This is a genomic window from Micromonospora sp. LZ34 (assembly GCF_052981855.1).
Genome location: NZ_JBRIQN010000026.1, coordinates 25367 through 42864, shown reverse-complemented (window position 1 = coordinate 42864; position 17498 = coordinate 25367). Strand labels below are relative to the sequence as shown.

General features: G+C 69.4%; 11 protein-coding genes and 3 pseudogenes. 10 read left to right on the top strand and 4 right to left on the bottom strand.

Features of this window, described 5'->3' with window-relative positions; translation table 11 throughout:
* Nucleotides 1-16: 16 nt before the first annotated feature.
* From ACVCAH_RS24595 to ACVCAH_RS24550, 10 genes and pseudogenes are all read left to right on the top strand, one after another.
* Nucleotides 17-246 (top strand): annotated as a pseudogene (locus tag ACVCAH_RS24595) (response regulator); the annotation flags it as partial.
* A gap of 59 nt (nt 247-305) precedes the next feature.
* Nucleotides 306-1385, top strand: coding sequence for an endonuclease/exonuclease/phosphatase family protein (locus tag ACVCAH_RS24590; RefSeq protein ID WP_447138558.1), 1080 nt, complete (start codon nt 306-308; stop codon nt 1383-1385).
* Between the two features lie 899 nt (nt 1386-2284).
* The gene (locus ACVCAH_RS24585) at nt 2285-5167 is read left to right on the top strand and encodes a hypothetical protein (RefSeq protein ID WP_447138557.1); all 2883 of its coding nucleotides are present in this window, start codon (nt 2285-2287) and stop codon (nt 5165-5167) included.
* A gap of 24 nt (nt 5168-5191) precedes the next feature.
* On the top strand, nt 5192-7480 hold the full coding sequence (locus ACVCAH_RS24580; RefSeq protein ID WP_447138556.1) for a peptidoglycan DD-metalloendopeptidase family protein: 2289 nt from the start codon (nt 5192-5194) through the stop codon (nt 7478-7480).
* Nucleotides 7481-7735 (top strand): annotated as a pseudogene (locus ACVCAH_RS24575) (IS481 family transposase); the annotation flags it as partial.
* 333 nt (nt 7736-8068) lie between these two features.
* Nucleotides 8069-8320 (top strand): hypothetical protein, encoded by a 252-nt coding sequence (locus tag ACVCAH_RS24570; protein WP_447138555.1) that lies wholly within the window; start codon nt 8069-8071, stop codon nt 8318-8320.
* 775 nt (nt 8321-9095) lie between these two features.
* Nucleotides 9096-9320 carry a hypothetical protein gene (locus tag ACVCAH_RS24565; protein ID WP_447138554.1) on the top strand — a complete coding sequence of 75 codons (225 nt, stop codon included), beginning with the start codon at nt 9096-9098 and terminating at the stop codon, nt 9318-9320.
* Nucleotides 9321-9536: 216 nt separating this feature from the next.
* Entirely contained in the window at nt 9537-9740 is a 204-nt protein-coding gene (locus ACVCAH_RS24560) for a cold-shock protein (protein WP_447138553.1), read from the top strand.
* A 511-nt stretch (nt 9741-10251) separates the two neighbouring features.
* Entirely contained in the window at nt 10252-11397 is a 1146-nt protein-coding gene (locus ACVCAH_RS24555; protein WP_447138552.1) for an epoxide hydrolase family protein, read from the top strand.
* A 407-nt stretch (nt 11398-11804) separates the two neighbouring features.
* On the top strand, nt 11805-13412 hold the full coding sequence (locus ACVCAH_RS24550) for a GMC family oxidoreductase (protein WP_447138608.1): 1608 nt from the start codon (nt 11805-11807) through the stop codon (nt 13410-13412).
* Nucleotides 13413-14521: 1109 nt separating this feature from the next.
* Here the strand turns inward: ACVCAH_RS24550 and ACVCAH_RS24545 are convergent.
* The 4 genes and pseudogenes from ACVCAH_RS24545 to ACVCAH_RS24530 all read right to left on the bottom strand — a co-directional run.
* Nucleotides 14522-15028: pseudogene (locus ACVCAH_RS24545) on the bottom strand (DUF6461 domain-containing protein); the annotation flags it as partial.
* A 316-nt stretch (nt 15029-15344) separates the two neighbouring features.
* Nucleotides 15345-15923, bottom strand: a complete 579-nt coding sequence (locus ACVCAH_RS24540) for a dihydrofolate reductase family protein (RefSeq protein ID WP_447138551.1) — start codon at nt 15921-15923, stop codon at nt 15345-15347.
* Complete coding sequence (locus ACVCAH_RS24535) at nt 15920-17119, bottom strand: RNA polymerase sigma factor (protein WP_447138550.1); 1200 nt, start codon at nt 17117-17119, stop codon at nt 15920-15922. Before ACVCAH_RS24535 ends, ACVCAH_RS24540 begins: the two co-directional genes overlap by 4 nt.
* A gap of 20 nt (nt 17120-17139) precedes the next feature.
* The gene (locus ACVCAH_RS24530) at nt 17140-17493 is read right to left on the bottom strand and encodes a YciI family protein (protein ID WP_447138549.1); all 354 of its coding nucleotides are present in this window, start codon (nt 17491-17493) and stop codon (nt 17140-17142) included.
* Between the last annotated feature and the right edge of the window lie 5 nt (nt 17494-17498).

The window sequence follows — 17498 nt, the reverse complement described above, 5'->3', positions numbered from 1 at the left end:
TCCTGCTTGAGACCGTATGCCCGTCGACGTCTGCTACGACGGCGACGGTGCGCTGGAGCGGATCGGGGTGAACCGGTACGACGTGGCCGTGCTGGACCGGGGCATGCCGGGTCACACGGGTGACGAGGTGTGCCGGAGCCTCGCCGGGTCGCCGGCACCCGGGTGCTCCTGCTCACCGCTGCCGCCGGTATCCGGGACCGGGTGGAGGGCCTCGGGCTGGGCGCCGACGACTACCTGACCAACCCGGCCGACCCCACCCTAGGACCCGAGGATGCAGCAGTGACCGGCAGTGAGCGAGGACAGACATGACGCGGGTGGACACGGCGGAGACCGGGCAGGGCGGCGCCGGCCGACGGGATACCGGCGCCGGGACCTGGCGCGCGCGCATCCGCCGGGCGATACGCGCCGCCTCCCGGCCGGGCCCCTGGAAGCGCGGCCGGCTGCTCGCGGCGCTGGCGCTGCTGCTCGGGCTGCTCATGCTGCTGCACGCGAAGATCCCGAACCGGATCGGGAACCTCGGCAGCCTGGTGGAGACCTTCCTGCCGTGGTTCGGTCTGTTCATCCCCGTACTGCTGATCGGGGCGCTGTGGCGCCGCTCCGCCTCCGCGGTGGCCGCGCTGCTACTGCCGGTCGTGGTGTGGCTGAACCTCTTCGGCGGGCTTCTCGACGACAAGTCCCATCCGGGCAGCGACCTCACCGTGGCCAGCCACAACGTCGGTGCCGGCAATCCCGACCCGGCCGGCACCGCCCGCGGCCTGGCGGCCTCCGGGGCGGACGTGCTGGCCCTGGTGGAGCTGACCGAGCAGGCCCGGGGCACGTACGAGAACGAGCTGGCGAAGGCGTACCCCTACCACACGGTGCAGGGCACGGTCGGGCTGTGGAGCAAGCTGCCGCTGTCGGACACCCAGCCGGTCGACATCAAGATGGACTACGGGCCGCTGGCGGACACCAAGCCGGTCGACATCAAGATGGCCTACACCCGGGCGCTGCGCACCACGGTGACCACGGACCAGGGTCCGCTGGCGGTGTATGTGGCCCACCTGGGGTCCGCACGGGTAAATCCCAGGGCGGGCTTTTGGACGACCCACCGGGACAGAAACGCGCAGGCGCTCGGCAAGGCCATCGCCGCCGAGCAGAACGAGCGGGTGGTGCTGCTCGGCGACCTGAACGGCACCATGGACGACCGCGCGTTCGCCAGCATCACCTCGCAGCTGAACTCGGCCCAGGACGCGGCCGGGAACGGCTTCGGCTTCACCTGGCCGGCAAAGTTCCCTGCGGTGCGGATCGACCAGATCCTGGTAAGAGGCGTGGAGCCGGAGAGCTCGTGGGTGCTGCCGGCCACCGGCAGCGACCACCTGCCGGTGGCGGCCAGAATCAGCTGGTGAACACCGCGTGAAGGCTGGCGCTCCCTCTCCTGCGGCACGGAGCACGAGCTACGACCCGACCGACCCATGGGCAAGATGTTCTTCAACATCCTCGCCACCTTCGCTCGCGGCAGAGCAGGTCAACCCGCTCGGCCCATGATCGATATGTGGAAATGATGTGTCCGAGGGCGACGCCGACCACAAATCCATGATCGTCATTCGTGGCGAACTACAACTTACGCCCAGAAAGCCGCATCAGTCGATTGTTGCGGCGCCCCGGGCCCACGGCATCGCTCAGCATCGTGCTGTGATGGCCTTCCGCCTACTAGGGCATCAGGGAGCCAGTCCTCCAGATCGTCGCCGCCCACACGGGGCGGGGCGCCGCCGACGATCCGCAGGTGGTGTCGATGTCACCGCTGGCGCTGGGCCACCCGGCGCGGTACGTGGAGCGCTTCCGGAACGGGCCGCGTAGGTCAGGCACCCTGCCGTGTCAACTGAAGACATTCGATGCATTGCAGTTCCCCGCCGCAGACGGCGCAGGCGAACTGGTGGCGCGTATACCGCGCGTAGCAGGCTGACCGTGTCAGCGCCGTAGACACCGGTAAGCCGGTCCCGTTTGGCCTGCGAGGACGGCAGCCGCCAGGAATCGATGCGGGCGCCATAGCGCTGATTTCACTCGCCGATGTCAGAAATTGTGGCCAGCCAGGCAGGGCCGGCCACAGCCAGGCCTCCACTGCCGCACGCACCGATTTCCTGGCCAGCTCGGGCTGGTTGAGATCGCGCACCGCCGAATTGACATCCGCACCTGCGCGGTTGGTGACCGAATTCCGACCGAGCCCTTCCGCCAGCACGGGCGTTGTTGGTGCAATTTGTCGAGCCGCAATCGATCATGGACGTCGCTCGGTGGGGAGCCAGCACGCATGGAACAGGTCTTTCGGATGCTATTGGTGCGCAACGCCGAAGCGGCGGATCCCGAGACCGACGCGGTATCGGTGTCGGACACACCGCTGCAGCAGGAGCTGGGCAGCGTCACCGGCGACGAGCCCCGCGGCGAGGTCATGGAGCGCGCGCGGGCGTTCGTCGACAGTGGCCGGTTTATCGGTGACGCCGAGCGGGTAGCCGGCGGGCCACAGCTGCGCGAGCTGCGTACCAGGCTGATGGAGTTGCGGGATCCCACCGAGGAGCAGGTGGAGCAGACCGTACGCGACGTGCTCGGTGACGGCTACGCCGAGCAGGTCGGCGGTACGTCGTGGCGGGAGCGCAAGGAACGGCTGGCCGACAGCGCGCTGGCGCTGAAGCTGCTGTCGACCAGCGATCCGGGGGCGATGGCGGAGCTGGTCGGGCTACTGCGCGCGGTGCGCTTCGTCGAAGCCTGGGTAGAGGACCGCGACGGCGACGACCGGGCGGCGGCCACCCTGCCGATCCTCGACATGCCGCTGGTGCTGCCGGTGCTCTCGGGGCTGAAGCTGGCGCCACAGCGGCCGGACACCGCCGCACCTCCGGCGCGCACGGTGCCGCCGCTGGCGGACTTGCAGCAGGTCGGTCGGCAGGGGCAGGTCATCGACAGCGTCGTGAGGGAGCTGACCACGATCGCTCCCCGGTTCTTCCGTACCCTTGACGGCGATCCGCAAAAGCCGGGCGGCGCGCGGCTCGACGACGGCCGACCCGCGCCGAAGGCTGCCGCGAAGGCCGCTGGCATCAGCATCGCGGGCACCCAGGACGCCCCCAGGCTCGGGCTCTCCGACGCCGGTGTCAAGGTGATCAGCGAAGCCAGTCGCCGCTACCTCGGCCAGCTGGGGCTGGACCTGTCGCGGGACTCGGTGAGCCAGGTGGTGGCTCGGCTGGACACCGAGAAGGCCGGGTTGGTACGCGACCTGCGCCCCACGGCGGGAAACACCGTACTGGCGCTGGCCGACATGTTCCGAGCCGGCACGTACGGACTCGGTGGCGCGTTCCTGTGGCGGTTCCCCGGAGGCGACCGGCAGCCGCTGCCGACCACCCACGGCACGGTACGGCCGGTCGGGGAGGCTGAGCTGCTGGTGGTGCGGCAGCAGCTCATCGGATACGAGCCCGGCGAGGTCGCCCATATCGAGAACGTGCTGCGGGGTGAGAACAAGCAGCGCACCCACCGGCGTCGCGAGGTCACCGAGGAGATCTTCGTGACCGAGCGCGAGATCGAGCGGGAGGAGGAGCGCGACCTGGAGACCAGCGAGCGCTTCGAACTCAGCCACGAGGCGTCCGAGGTGCTCAAGGAGGAGGCGGAGGTCGAGGGCGGGCTGCGGATCCGGGCCCAGGTCAGCCCCGCCGTGGTGATCGAGGCGAACGCGCGGGCGGCGTACACCAACGCCCGGGAGAGTGCCCGGAAGAAGGCCAGCGAGTACGCCCGCGAGGTGGTCGACAAGTCGGTGAGCCGGCTCGCCGAGCGGATCCGCACCCAGGAGACGCTTCGGGTGACCCGCGAGGTGGAGGAGATCAACGACCACAGCGTCGACAACGTCAACGGGGACGGCCACGTGGTCGGTGTCTACCAGTGGGTGGACAAGTGGTACGAAGCCCAGTTGTTCCGCTACGGCGGTCGCACCATGTACGACTTCGTGATTCCGGAGCCGGCGATGTTCCTCACCGGCGCGCTGGAGGAGGACGCCACCCGGGAGGTGGGGCGGCCTCGGCCGGAGCCGTTCGAACTCGACGCCGGCCAGCTCACCGAAGCCGACTACCTCTACTGGGCGAACAAGTACCACGCCACCGGCATCCAGCCGCCGCCGCGGTTCGAGGAGACCCGATCGGTGACCTTCTCCTCGGGCGGCGGCGGCGAGGCCGGCGACATGTCGCAGCGCCAGGATCTGACCATCCCCGAGGGGTACACCGCAATGCAGGCCCACGTCACCGCCGGCTTCTCCGGATCCCAGATGTACGTCTCGGTCGGGCGCAGGGTGTTCCTGTACGAGTCGCACTCCGGTCTGCGGTCGGCGAACCTCGACCTGGAGGAAGGCACCATCCCGATCACGATGGTCGCCAACGACACGCCGCTGTTCGCGGTCAGCGTAGAGGTGGTCTGCCGGCGTACGGAGCGGGCGATGCTGGACTGGCAGATCCGTACCCACGCCGAGATCAAGCAGGCGTACCTGGAGCAGCAGGCGCGGTTCGACGAGGCGACGGCCCGTGCGGCGGCCAACCAGGGGGTGGTCATCGACGGCCGGAACCCGGGGGCCAACCGGGCGCTGGAGCTCACCGAGCTGAAGAAGGCGTGCATCTCGGTGCTGACCCACCAGCACTTCGACGCCTTCGACGCGGTGGAGACCGGGGCTCTGGGCGTGCCGCAGGTGGACGTGGCGGTGGTCGAGGAGCAGGGCAACTACATCCGGTTCTTTGAACACGCCTTCGAGTGGCAGCTGATGAGTTTCCTGTTCTACCCGTACTTCTGGGGCCGGAAGAGCACCTGGCTGGACCGGGTGCGGTACGACAACAGCGACCCGGAGTTCGCCGAGTTCGTACGCTCTGGTGCCGCGCGGGTGCTGCTGCCGGTGCGGGAGGGGTTCGAGACCGCGGTGGAGCACTTCATGCGTACCGGTCAGGTGTGGCAGGGCGGGCCACCGCCGGAGATCACCGACCCCGAGTACCTGCCGATCGTCAGGGAGATCCAGGAACGTACCGGCGCCCCCGGCGACGAGGTGCCGGAGGGAGCGCCCTGGCCGGTACGCGTGCCGACCCGGCTGGTCCGGTTGCGCCCGGACAGCGAGCTGCCGCGCTGGGTCAAGCAGGACGACGGCACGTGGCGGCCGGTCGGATCGGACGACCGGTGACGGGTTCGGCCGCTCGGCTCCACCATGGACGGTAGCGAGGACTTCCGGCGGTTCCTGGAGCTGCTGCTGGCCGACATCACCGCCGCCGGCTGGTTCGATCCAGACGCGGCGGGCTCATCGGCGTCGCTGACCGACGACGTGATCCCGCCGCACCGCGTCACCCTGCCCCCGACGGGTGGGGACGGCGGCGGTGACCCGCCCGACGGTGGTGGTGCCGATGGCGGGAGCGGGTCGTCTCCGCTGCGGCAGGCGTTGGCGACGGTGCTCGCCGACGGCAGCACCGCCACGCTGGGGCGCGCCAGCTCACCTGCGGTGCGTGCGCTACTGGACCCCGCGGCGCGCGACGAGGTTCGGCGTACGATGAGCGCCGTCGTCGCCGCGACGGACGCATACCGAAGCGAGCTGGGCGCCGCCGTACCGGCCGACGCGCCGCACGACATGGTGCTCGCGGTGCTGCTGTCGCTGCTACACGGCCCGGCATGGGGCGCCGCCCTGACCCGGCTGCACGCGCTGCTCGCTTGGTACGAGCGGACGATCGCGCTCGGCGTGGTGATCACCGCCGAGCGGTTGGGCCGCCGCGACTCGGAGCCAGGCATGTTCCGCGACCTGACCGGGGCGGTGCGGCGGGGCCGCAACCGGCTCAGCATCGCAGTAAACGCCCTCGTCGACGCCACCGTCCACGTGCCGCACACCCACCAGGCGCTGGTGGAACGGCAGCTCACCATGCTCGCCAGCCGACGGGCCGACTGGCAGCGGCGACAGCTGGTGGCGCGGCTGGCCGGTGTGGTACCACCGTCGCCGACCGACCTGGAGACGTACCGGCGGCTGCGAGAGCTGACCCGCCGCCGGACCGACCTGGAGGTCGTGCTGAGCGCCGACCGGGCGGAACGGGAGCGGCTGCGCCGGCAAGCCGGCTCCTCCGCGGAGACCCGTGACACCCGTTCCGCTGCCCGGGCCCGGCTGCGGGTGCTCTGGCCCCAGATTCAGGAGCAGCAGCAGGAGCTCGCGACGATGAACCGCGAGATCGGCAGCCTCCGCCAGACGCTCAGCGGCGCGACGATGAGCCGGATCGCGGCGTACCAGGACGCCGAACGCCGCGGGATCCGGCACGACGAGGCCCGCCAGGAACGCGACGCCCTGCTGCAGCGCATGGACCAGGAACTCACATCCCTGACGAGCCACCGGCTGTCGGTCGCCGACGAGACCGGCCGCTGGCAGCGGTACGAGCTGCTCCTGGAGCGGCTACTGAAGAACAGCCACAACCTCGGCCTGGAGCTGTTCATGGACTCGTTCCTGAAGGTCAGCTCGTCGGTGGAGCGGCGCCGCGACATCGGGATCTCGGCACATACCACCGGCCAGGTGCAGTGGCTGAGCTACCCCGGCCACGGCGACAACGCCGTCGACTGGAACTGCCACGCCGGCCTGCCGCTGCGGCTCTCCGCGCCGCAGGAGTTCCGGCTCCCCGAGCGGTTCCGTACCACCCCGGAAGACGCGGCGGCGTACCGCCTGGTGGGTGGCAGCGTGGTGGTCGAGACGCGCGCGTCCGACGACCTCCAGGACATCTTCGGCAAGATCGCGTACGGCCTGCTCGGCCGGCAGGGGTCGCAGGAGACGGAGCTGGGGGCGCTGCTGCGCGAGCATGGCGACGACGAGATCGCCCCGGCCGAGGTGCTCACCCGGTCGTTCAGCGGCAGCGAGGTGTCCCGGCTGCTCACCGGCCTGGTCGCCCGCAACCTCACCCCGATCGACAACGCCGCCGCCTTCGACGCGCTGCGCGCCGGGATCGTCCGGGACCTGGAAGCCGGGGTGGTGCGTGCCCGCGGCCTGCCGGTGGGGACGGTACTGTTCCGCCGGGATCAGCTGCACGCCGACTCGGGCGCGTTCGGGCTGGGTCGTATCGTCACCCACATCACCGTGGGCGAGCTGCTCACCTCGGTACGGGAGCTGCTCTCCAGCGACAGCAGCTCCGCGTACGACACCGAACGGCGCAGGTTGGTCAACCGGATCTGGCAGCTGCTGCTATGGCTGCGCTCGGCCGGCGCCGACGACCACCGGCGCGCGGCCTCGGTGTCGGTGGGCCACGTCTACCGCGGCAGCACGCCCGACGAGCTGACGGTACGGGTCTACTACTCCCACATGTACGACATCGCGGTACGCGCCGGCACCCCAGTCAGTGTCGGCGACCGGCTCGGACTCACCGGCTCCACCGGCAACGCGGTCAACTCCCACGTACACATCGAGATCTTTCTTTCCCGGGGCGGCAGCCAGCTCGGCGCCTGCCTACCCCACGAATTCTTCCCGCCCACGCCCTAGAGGGCCACCGGCCGGTGCGTGCGTCGCTATGAGCATGCCGCTCCCGGGGACCTGGTCCACGTCGACGTGAAGAAGCTCGGCACCATCCCCGACGGCGGCGGTTGGCGCACCCGAGGACGTCAGCAGGGCAAACGCAACCGCTCCCGGCTGGCCTACACCGAGATCCTTGCCGACGAGACTCGGGACACTGCGGTCGCGTTGTGGCACCGCGCCCACGCATGGTTCACCAGCTGCGGCATCACCGTCCGCGAGTTGTCACGGGGATGATGTTGATGGCGATCTCGGCGGTCGGGTCTGACCCGAGTTCTCACCGGCTGCGTGCCTTCAAGTTGACCCGTCGACCCGGCTGCCGGGATCACCTTTTCTCCGTGCTGGCACCTGATGGCGTAGTGACCTGCTCTGGAGCCTGGGTTCGTCCCTCATCCCCGTGCTGTCCAACGTTCAGCCGGTGCCCGCGACCGACAACCTGTCCGTTGCGGCTGAGGAGAACGAGCTCGTACGGTCGGTGAAGGCGCCGCGGAACGCCGGGTAGTACTCGTGCAGCAGCGATTCGCAGCGCGGCGGGCTGCGTCAATCCAGGGAGCTACGGTGACGCAGGGGCGCGAGCTGCACGGTCCAAGTCCGAGCTGTTCCGACGACCGCAATTGCCCGGCAGAGGAGGTCGCAGCCCAGCTGCGGACTTCCTTCTGCGAAGCCGCGGTTGATGAAGCTGATCGCTCTCGGGTGGTCACCCGCTTCAAGAGCATTCTCCAGCCCGGCGGCCAAGACCGCGGCGAGGGCGGCGTGGAAACTGTCTGCCCCTTTTTCGCGGAGGGTCTTGGCGGGCTCGCGCAACGGTGACGGAGAGACCGTGGGCGGGGCTAATACGAAAGTCATGTCCTTCTCCTGTGGTGTCGGTGTTGCTCGGTCAAGCCAGCCAGATTGGCCCACCTGCCGCAGCCGTGCCGCAACGGCCTCGTCGTACCGGGCTGGGCGGGATTGGCTGATTGTTGCCGCAAGGTAGCGGCTGATGACCCAGGCATGATCGCTGGCGCGACGCCAACGCGTCGTTATGCCTGGGGCAGACGTTTCCCGAAGGGCCGCCTGAAGGGGATGACCCACCACTGGACCCAGCCATGCCTCCGATCATGATTATTTGCCCCACGGCGTCACTGGTCGTCGCCTGTAACGGACGCGGCGTTGTCCGTCAGCACACTGAAGTGTCGGTGGCGATCGGATGGTCTACCAACGCTCGGCCCTCAAACCTCGAAGTTGTCCCGTGGACACTGCCGAGACTCGGGCAGCACGCCCGGTAGGCGCTGGCCCGCCAACGATGTTGACGAACTGATCCACTTCCCACTCTACGCGCACTACACGCAGCGGTGCCGCTGCCAGCTCAGGGAGCTGACTCCAGCGATGGATGTGGCTCCCTCTCGGCGAAGATCGACACGACCTCGTCTCATGTCCATTGTCACCTCCGCCCGGGTGTGGTCCATCGTCCGAGCCTCGCCTGTGTCGGCGACCTGCGACCTACAGCAGCGGTTACAGGTCGGTACATCTGGCTGCGCGAGCCGACCGAGTGAGCCCGCGACAGCGCCACTGCACCTGGCATGCCGACTCGACTAACTTCTACGCCATGGCAACTACGGTGCTACGCGTCCGGCTCATCGGCGGCGACCGCCTGGACCTCACGTACGACGAACCGGACGTCTCCGACGAGGACGAGCTTGTGGAACACGTGATCTCGACACTGGCGCAGGATTCGGGAGTGCTGCGCACCAAACACGGTGATCGGCTCGTCGTGCTCTACGGCCGAGGCGTCGCAGCGATCGAAGTTGCGCCTCGCGGTGCAGTGCTGTGACGGGCCGCGCGCATGGGGCTGGCGGCGGCCGCCGGATTCTGTGTTATGGTGGCCAGGTTGCAGTTTTGATTTCCGTAGACGTTTCGGCGCCTGATGGGTTAACCAAAACCCATCAAGGCGCTTTTTTCGTTTCGTGTCGTTTCCGACGCGGCTGATCAACGCGGCGGCGCGCGAGTCCGCACAGTGCGGTCTCCAACAGCCTGCGAAGGAGCAGACATGGCTACAGGTACCGTGAAGTGGTTCAACGGTGACAAGGGCTTCGGCTTCATCAGCCAGGACGGCGGCGGCGCCGACGTTTTCGCCCATTTCTCGGCGATCTCCGCGAGCGGCTTCCGCAGCCTCGCGGAGAACCAGCGGGTGGAGTTCGACATCACCCAGGGCCCGAAGGGCCCGCAGGCGTCGGATATCCGCCCGCTCTGATCCACGCTTTGCCGCGGCGGCCTGACTGGTTCAGCGGGCCGTCGTTTGGCGTCTCATCTACCATCATTTGTTCAGGCTCGTTTTTGCGATGTCCCGTGGCCTGCGGCCCGTGCCTTCTTTGCGACGTGCCGTTCGAGGAGGGCATCGCATGACCGTGACGCGCACACCCGACGCCCACCCGGCGACAGTCCCCGGCGGGTTCAGCTGCGACCGGCACCCGGTTGCCGGCGCTCCGCGTTTCGGCAGCCTGACCCCTGCTGGGGCCTGCGGTTGCATGGCACAGTTTCTTGCTCCGTCCACCGCGGAAGAAGAGAAGCCCGCGCCTCGTGCATACGACCGCGGTGAGGTGGCGATGCACCGCTTGCGCCACCCGTTCACCGTCGCAGCCGACACGACGCCACACCGAAACGACAAGTAAAGATGGCCGCCCAGGTAGTGTGAGCTCATAACACAAACCCGCTCGTCATGCGGCAGACTCCAACGCGGCCGATCATCTCGTACCGTTTCAGTCATGACCGAGCTGTTCACCACGAGCACCAGGCCTGCAGCTCTCGACGACCTCCGCGCACGGCTACAGGCAACGCGGTGGCCTGACGCGCCCGAGGACGCGGGATGGTCACAGGGCGCCGACGTGGCGTACCTACGCGAGCTCGCCGACTACTGGGCCGACGGCTTCGACTGGCCGGCGCAAGAGGCGGCGCTCAATCGGTTGCCCCGCTACCGGACGACGCTCGGTGGGCATCGCGTCCACTTCGTCCATGCCCGCGCCAAAGCGCCGGCCGGAGCGGCACTGCCGCTGATACTGAGCCACGGCTGGCCCGACTCCTTCTGGCGTTACACCAAAGTCATCCCGTTGCTGACGGATCCCGGCGCACATGGCGCAGATCCTGCCGACGCGTTCGACGTCGTTGTGCCGGACATGCCCGGCTACGGCTACTCCGACCGGCCCACCGGAACACCCCCGGACACGATTGCGGTCGCAGGGCTGTGGGCCGAGCTCATGGACCGCCTCGGCTACGAACGTTTCGGCGCGGCCGGCGGCGACATCGGCAGCGGGGTGAGCCGCTACCTCGCCCTCGATCACCCCGACCGGGTCGTAGGCGTGCACCGGATGGACGCGGGCCTGCCCGTCTATCTCGGCGACCGCGCCGACCTGGCGCCCGAGGAGCGTGACTTCCTCAACAGCGCCACCGACTGGGCCACGGCCGAGGGCGCCTACGCCGCCATGCACCGCACCAAGCCGCAGACCGCAGCCATCGGGCTCAACGACTCACCCGCCGGGCTCGCCGCCTGGATCGTGGAGAAGCTGCGTGCGTGGAGCGACTGCGCCAGCGACGTCGAACGTGCCTTCACCCGTGACGAGATTCTCACCAACATCACCATCTACTGGCTCACCGGCACGATCGGCTCGGCCATGCGGATGTACCGCGTCAACAGCGCCATCCCGCCCGCGCAGCACGCCCGCCGCGTCGACGTACCGTCAGGCTTCTCGCTGTTCCCCGCCGATCTTGTACGACCGCCACGGGCCTGGCTCGATCGGATCGCCAACACCGTGCGAGTGACCGAACACGTCCGCGGCGGGCACTTCGCCCCGTTCGAGCAGCCGCAGTTGTACGCCGAGGAACTGCGCGAATTCTTCCGGCCCTACCGCCCCTGAGGCAGAGCATCGCTGTCATTGGGTCCGCGTCGGCGACGCTGATCTGCTGGACGGCGACCCAGGGCAGGTATTTGCCGATGCGCTGCCACAGGTGGTCGTAGCGGCGGCGGCCGCCGCGGTAGCCCCGGATGGCGGCGGACCCGATGTTCCTGCTCGGAGAGCCATACACCAGAAGGGTGTAGTCCTTGGGCGTACGCCGCGTGCGCGCCGTACGCCCAGCCGTCGTTGACGTGACGCTCTCCCATCGATCGCCATCTCCTGCCATCATTGGCGGCAGCGTCGCACGGGCGGTGTTCCCCCGGCCAGCGTGCGGCTCGCCCGTGGAGCCGCTTGCGGCGCTGTGGCGGTTTGTGGCGCGCCGCACCGCCCCGGCTGACCCGCCCGGCCACAGGCAGGAAAGGATTCGCGTGGACGAGTTCGACTACGTCATCGTCGGAGCGGGATCGGCGGGTTGCGTGCTCGCCAACCGCCTCTCCGAAGACCCCGACGCGCGGGTGCTGTTGATCGAGGCCGGCGGTGAGGACAGCCACCCTCTCATCAGGATTCCGAAGGGCTTCGTGCAAGTCATGGACAGCCCGAAGACCGCCTGGCACTACCCGGTCCGCCCGTTCGGGCCGACCGGCCGGGTCGAGGTGTGGCCGCGGGGTAAGGTGCTCGGCGGGTCGAGCTCGATCAACGGCATGGTCTACAACCGGGGCAACCGCGCCGACTACGACGAGATCGAACGGCTCGGCAACCCCGGCTGGGGCTGGGACAGCGTCCTGCCGATTTTCAAGAAGATCGAGGACCACGAGCTGGGCGCCTCCGACGTACGCGGCGCCGGGGGGCCGCTGCACGTCTCGGCGGTGGCGCCGGCGGAGTCCGACGAGCTGTGCGAGGAGACCATCGCCTCCGGCGTCGAACTCGGCTGGAAGCGCGAGCGGGACCTCAACGCCACCGACGACGAGCGCATTGGCTACACCATGGCCACCATCAAAAACGGCCGCCGGGTGAGCGCGGCCGCCGCCTTTCTCCACCCGGTCGCGCGTCGCCGGAACCTGACCATCACCGTCAACACCCTCGTGCTGCGCATCCTGTTCGAGGGCGGCAAGGCCATCGGCGTGCGTACCCGGCGAGCAGGCCGGACGGTCGACTATGCGGCCACCCGCGAAGTGATCATCGCGTCGGGCAGCGTCGCGACACCGAAGCTGCTGCAACTGTCGGGCATCGGGCCCGCCAACACGCTGCGGTCGGCCGGGGTCGACGTACTCGTCGACAGCCCGAACGTCGGCGCCCGGTTGCGCGAGCACCGGTACTTCAAGCTGCAGTTCCGCCTCACCGAAAACCTCGGGTACAACCGGGTGCTCAACACCAAGCCCCGGCAGGCGATGGCTGGTGTGCGCTACCTGGTGACCCGCCGGGGGCCGCTCGCCCTCCCCGTCTACGACGTGACCGGGTTCTTCAAGACGCGCCCCGAACTCGACCGCCCCGACGCGCAACTGCTGGCGGCGCCGTTCTCGGCGGGCCCACAGGTGCCAGGCAAGCAGCTGCCGCTGGAGCGGGAACCGGGCGCGATGTGCCTGGGCACGATCCTGCGGCCGGACAGCGAAGGAAGTGTGCGCATCACCTCAACGGACCCGGACGCGCCGTTGGAGATCGTGCCCAACTACCTCGCCACGGAACACGACCGGAGGGTCGGGGCGGACCTATTCCGCCGGATGCGGGAGCTCTTCGCCACGGGCCCGATCGCGAAACGGATCAAGGCGGAGACGCTACCCGGCGCGGATCTGCGTAGCGACCAGGAGATCATCGACGCGGCGTTCGAGCACGGCTACTGCGGCTACCACGCGATGGGCACCTGCGCCATGGGCCCAACCGACGACGACGTGGTCGACTCCCAACTGCGGGTGCGGGGCGTGACCAACCTGCGGGTCGTCGACTGCTCCGTGCTGCCGGTCATGGTCTCAGGAAACCTCAACGGGCCGATGATGGCGATGGCCTGGCGAGCGGCAGACATCATCCTCGGGCGCGCCTGACGCGCAACCGACGCTCGCGCCGCTACCGCGCTCGGCGCTCGGCGCTCGGGGATGGTTGCGGTTCCACACCCGCATCCGCTCCGGATAGCCGTCAGGGGAGCCGGTGGGCGTTCCAATGCTCGTCGAGCGCCGACGCGGCCAGTTCGATGCCCGTCAGCCGGGCCGCCAGAGCCAACAGCCCAATGGCCTGTCCGCCGCCGTCCGCGCCCGGCCGGGGAATCGGCAGCTCCGCGACGAGCGCGTCCAGTGCGTGCGGATCCGCGACCCCTAACCTGCTCGGGCGCGTAGCCGTTGAACCGCCCACGGAGCACACCGCCGACCGCGTGGCGGAACCAGACGTTGCTGATCGTGTCCCACTCCGCCTGGGCCGCCTCGCCGCGGACGCTGAGCCGCTCCAGCAGCGGGTCGGCCGGCCTGGGTCGCCGGCCCGGTTCCAGGACGACGACCCACTCGCCGACCACCCGTGTCCACGCCAGGCGCTGCGTGCTCAGCGTGACCGCGCTGGTGCCGATCGCGTCCGGATCGGCGCCCAGCGCTGCGGTCACCTCGGTGACGTCCACGCCGCGGATGTACGTGGCGCAGCCGGCCCAGCCCAACCAGTGCTCGTCCAACCAGGTGGCGCTGGCGAGTCCGCCCGACCCGCTGGGCGGCTCGGGCGAGCCGAGCTCGGTCAACAGGGCGTCGCGCAGCGCTCGCGCGTCGGCCCGCGCCGCCCGTATCGCGAGCCCTGCCTCGGTGACCGCCCGGAAGGCGGCGGCAAGCGCGGTCGGGCTCGTGCACGCCCGGGCCGCCTGGACGGCGCGGAACTGCGGGGCATCTCCCCCCACCTCCAGGTCCCGCGCGAGCGCGTCGAGCCGGCCCGCTGGTGCCTCCTCGCCGGCGATCACCGCCGCGAGCGTGGGGTGCTCGCGCATCCCGGCGGCGAAAGCCGCCCGGTCGGTGGCGACCCTAGCCACGCTCCATAGCGCCAGCTCATCGGCCTGCTGCAGAGCGTACGACAGCTCGGGGTCCTCGTGGGTCAGCGCTTCGTACCGCGGATAGACCCGCTCGACGACGTCCTGCGGCCACGGCCGGAGCGGCACCGCCGGCATCGGCCCGGCCAGCAGGTCCGGGGCGAACTCAAGGCCAGTGATCCGTGCCGCGAGGGCCAACATCAACTGCTCCGTCGCGCCGATCGCCTTGTCCCACGGCAGGCTGGCCCGCAGGTTCTCGAGCGCGTCCGGATCGAACCCGCCGCGGTCGTCGGGGAACAGCGCCTCGAACTCGGTCACCACCGTGCCGTGGTTGGCGTAGTTGAAGCGGGTGACGGCATTGACGTTCCAGAAGCAGCTGACCGCGCGGCCCCCGGTCAACCGGCGCAGGACCTCCGGCCGACTGCCCTGCCAGCCGTTGTCCTCGATCGCGACGACCCAGTCGCCGACCTGGCGCAGCACGACGGTCTCATGCGCATAGTCAGGCTCGTAGTCGCCGTCGAACTCGACATCGACCGCCTCCTCGAGCGAGCCGCCGAATGCCGCCGCCACCGCAACGAGGTCCATACTCTCAACGAACGTCACACAGGCCGCCTCACAGAGCGGCGACTCGTCCAGCCATCCGTACCGCGCGATCTCCTCCACGCGAACACGCTACGGGGGCCACACCACCAGGGACAGGGCCTCGGCCGTCGGTACCTCGCGCACGGTCGGCGGCAGATCCGGACACGGCCAGGGCCGTGACCACAAGCAGAGGAGTACGTCCCGACGCACTCATCTCGCCTACGAGCCGGCGCTGCCAGGCCAACCAGCCGAAGCGGCGTACGAAGCGCGACGATCTCCAGCCACCTGGCTGCGGCAACGTGTCACCGAGGGACCCAGCTCCCGCGCCGCCGGGGTGGCGATGGCGGGAACTGCGGGTCAGGTTCGACCGCGTGGCGGGGTAGGGGTGCACGGACGGTCAGACATGCAGGGTGGGCCGGTAGATGAGTTCCTGGGTGCGACCGTCGAGTGTCCGGCTCCCTATCAACTCCAGGTCGAAGTCGGCCGCCCCCTGGAAGATCGGCTCCGTCCCGGTCTGACCGCTGATGACCGGGAAAAGCGTCACCTGGACGCGGTCGACCAGACCGGCGGCCATCAGCGCCCGGTTCAACGACAGGCTGCCGTGCGAGCGCAAGGGCACCTCGGACTCCTCCTTGAGCCGGGCGACGGCGTCAACGGCGTCACCGCTCACGACGGTCGCGTCCGGCCAGTCGAGGGGTCCTTCCAGCGTGCTCGACACCACCGTCGCCGGGAGGCTCCTCATCCGGGTGACCCAGGCGTCACGGACCTCGGACTCCTCGGTGCTCGCGGCCAGCATCCGCGCGAACACCCGGTACGTGTCGGCCCCGAAGACCATGCGCTGCTCCTCGCTATACAAGGCGAGGCGGTGCTCGAGCAACTCGGGGCCCTGCTTACCCCAGTAGCCGCCCCAGTTGCCGCTGTGGGTGGCGAAGCCATCGAGGCTGGAAAAGATGTCGAAGGTGTAGATAGCGGTCATGATGCTCTCCTTGTGCGTGTGAGTTCGGTACGACGGGTCTGCAGGAAGGCACGCTCGGTCTCATTGGTGGCCAGTGCGATGGCCTGGTCGTAGGCGGCTCGGGCCTCTGCGTCGCGTCCGAGCCGGGCCAGCAGTTCGGCCCGGGTGGCGGGCAGCCGGTGGTAGCCCGGGAGATCGACGTCCTCCAACGCGGCGAGGGCTACCGCGGGTCCGTGCACCTCGGCGACGGCGACCGCACGGTTGAGCGCGACGATCGGGGTCGGCGCGAGCGAGAGGAGCTGGTCGTAGAGTGCCAGGACCTGCGGCCAGTCGGTGGCGGTGCCGTCGGTGTGCACCGCGCTGATCGCGGCCTGGATCTGGTATGGGCCGGGCCGGTTGCGCCGCAGGCAACGGCGGACCAGGTCGTGGCCCTCGGCGATGAGTGTCCGGTTCCACAACGACCGGTCCTGGTCGGCCAGCAGCACCAGTTCGCCGGTCGGGTCGAGCCGGGCCGGGCGGCGCGCCTCGGTGAGCAGCAGCAGGGCGAGCAGGCCGAGGACCTCGGGCTCGTCGGGCATCAGCGCGGCGAGTTCGCGGGCGAGCCGGATCGCCTCGGTGCACAGGTCGGTTCTGATCAGCGGTCCGGCGGTGGACGTGTAGCCCTCGTTGAACATCAGGTAGAGCACGGTGAGCACGGGCGGCAGCCGGTCCGGCAGCTCATGTTCGGCGGGTACTCGGTAAGGAATGCCGGCGTCGCGGATCTTCTTCTTGGCGCGCACGATTCGCTGGGCGACGGTCGCCTCCTGAATCAGGTAGGCCCGGGCGATCTCCGGTACTTCGAGGCCGCCGAGCAGGCGGAGCGTGAGGGCGGTCCGCGCGTCAGGAGCGAGCGCCGGGTGGCAGCAGGTGAAGATGAGTCGCAGCTGGTCGTCTTTCACCGGTCCCACCTCCTGGGGCTCGTCCTGTTGGTGCAGCAGCAGGGCCTGGGCGTGCCGGGCCTCGCGGGTCGACTCCCGGCGGAGCCGGTCGACGGCCCGGTTGCGTGCGGTGGTCACGATCCAGGCGCCCGGGTTCGGCGGCGGAGTCTGCCACTTCTGCAGCGCCGTGGTGAAGGCGTCTTGGACCGCCTCCTCGGCGAGGTTGATGTCACCGAGGAGGCGGGCCAGGGTGGCGACGCAGCGGCCGTACTCCGCGCGGTAGATGCTTGCCAGGTCCATGTCGAATGACCGGCTTCTGTTCAGGCTTGGGACAGGTCGTCGAAGGGGCGCACCTCGACCGGGCCGCAGGCCGCCGCGCACTTCTCGGCCCAAGCCAGCGCCTGGTCCAGGTCCGCGCACCTGATGATCCAGAATCCGGCAATGTGCTCCTTCGTCTCGGCGAACGGCCCATCGCTCATGGTGGTGGTGCCGTTCTCGATCCGGACGACGGTGGCGCTGTCCGGCGACAGGAGTCCCCCGGCGAAGACCCAGGCGCCCGCGGCCTGCAGTTCGTCGTTGATCCGATCGGTCTCCCTGAACATGGTCTGCATCTCCTCGTCAGACGGCGTCGGCGCGCCCTCGACGAAATGCACGGAAAGCAGGTACTGCTTCATGACGG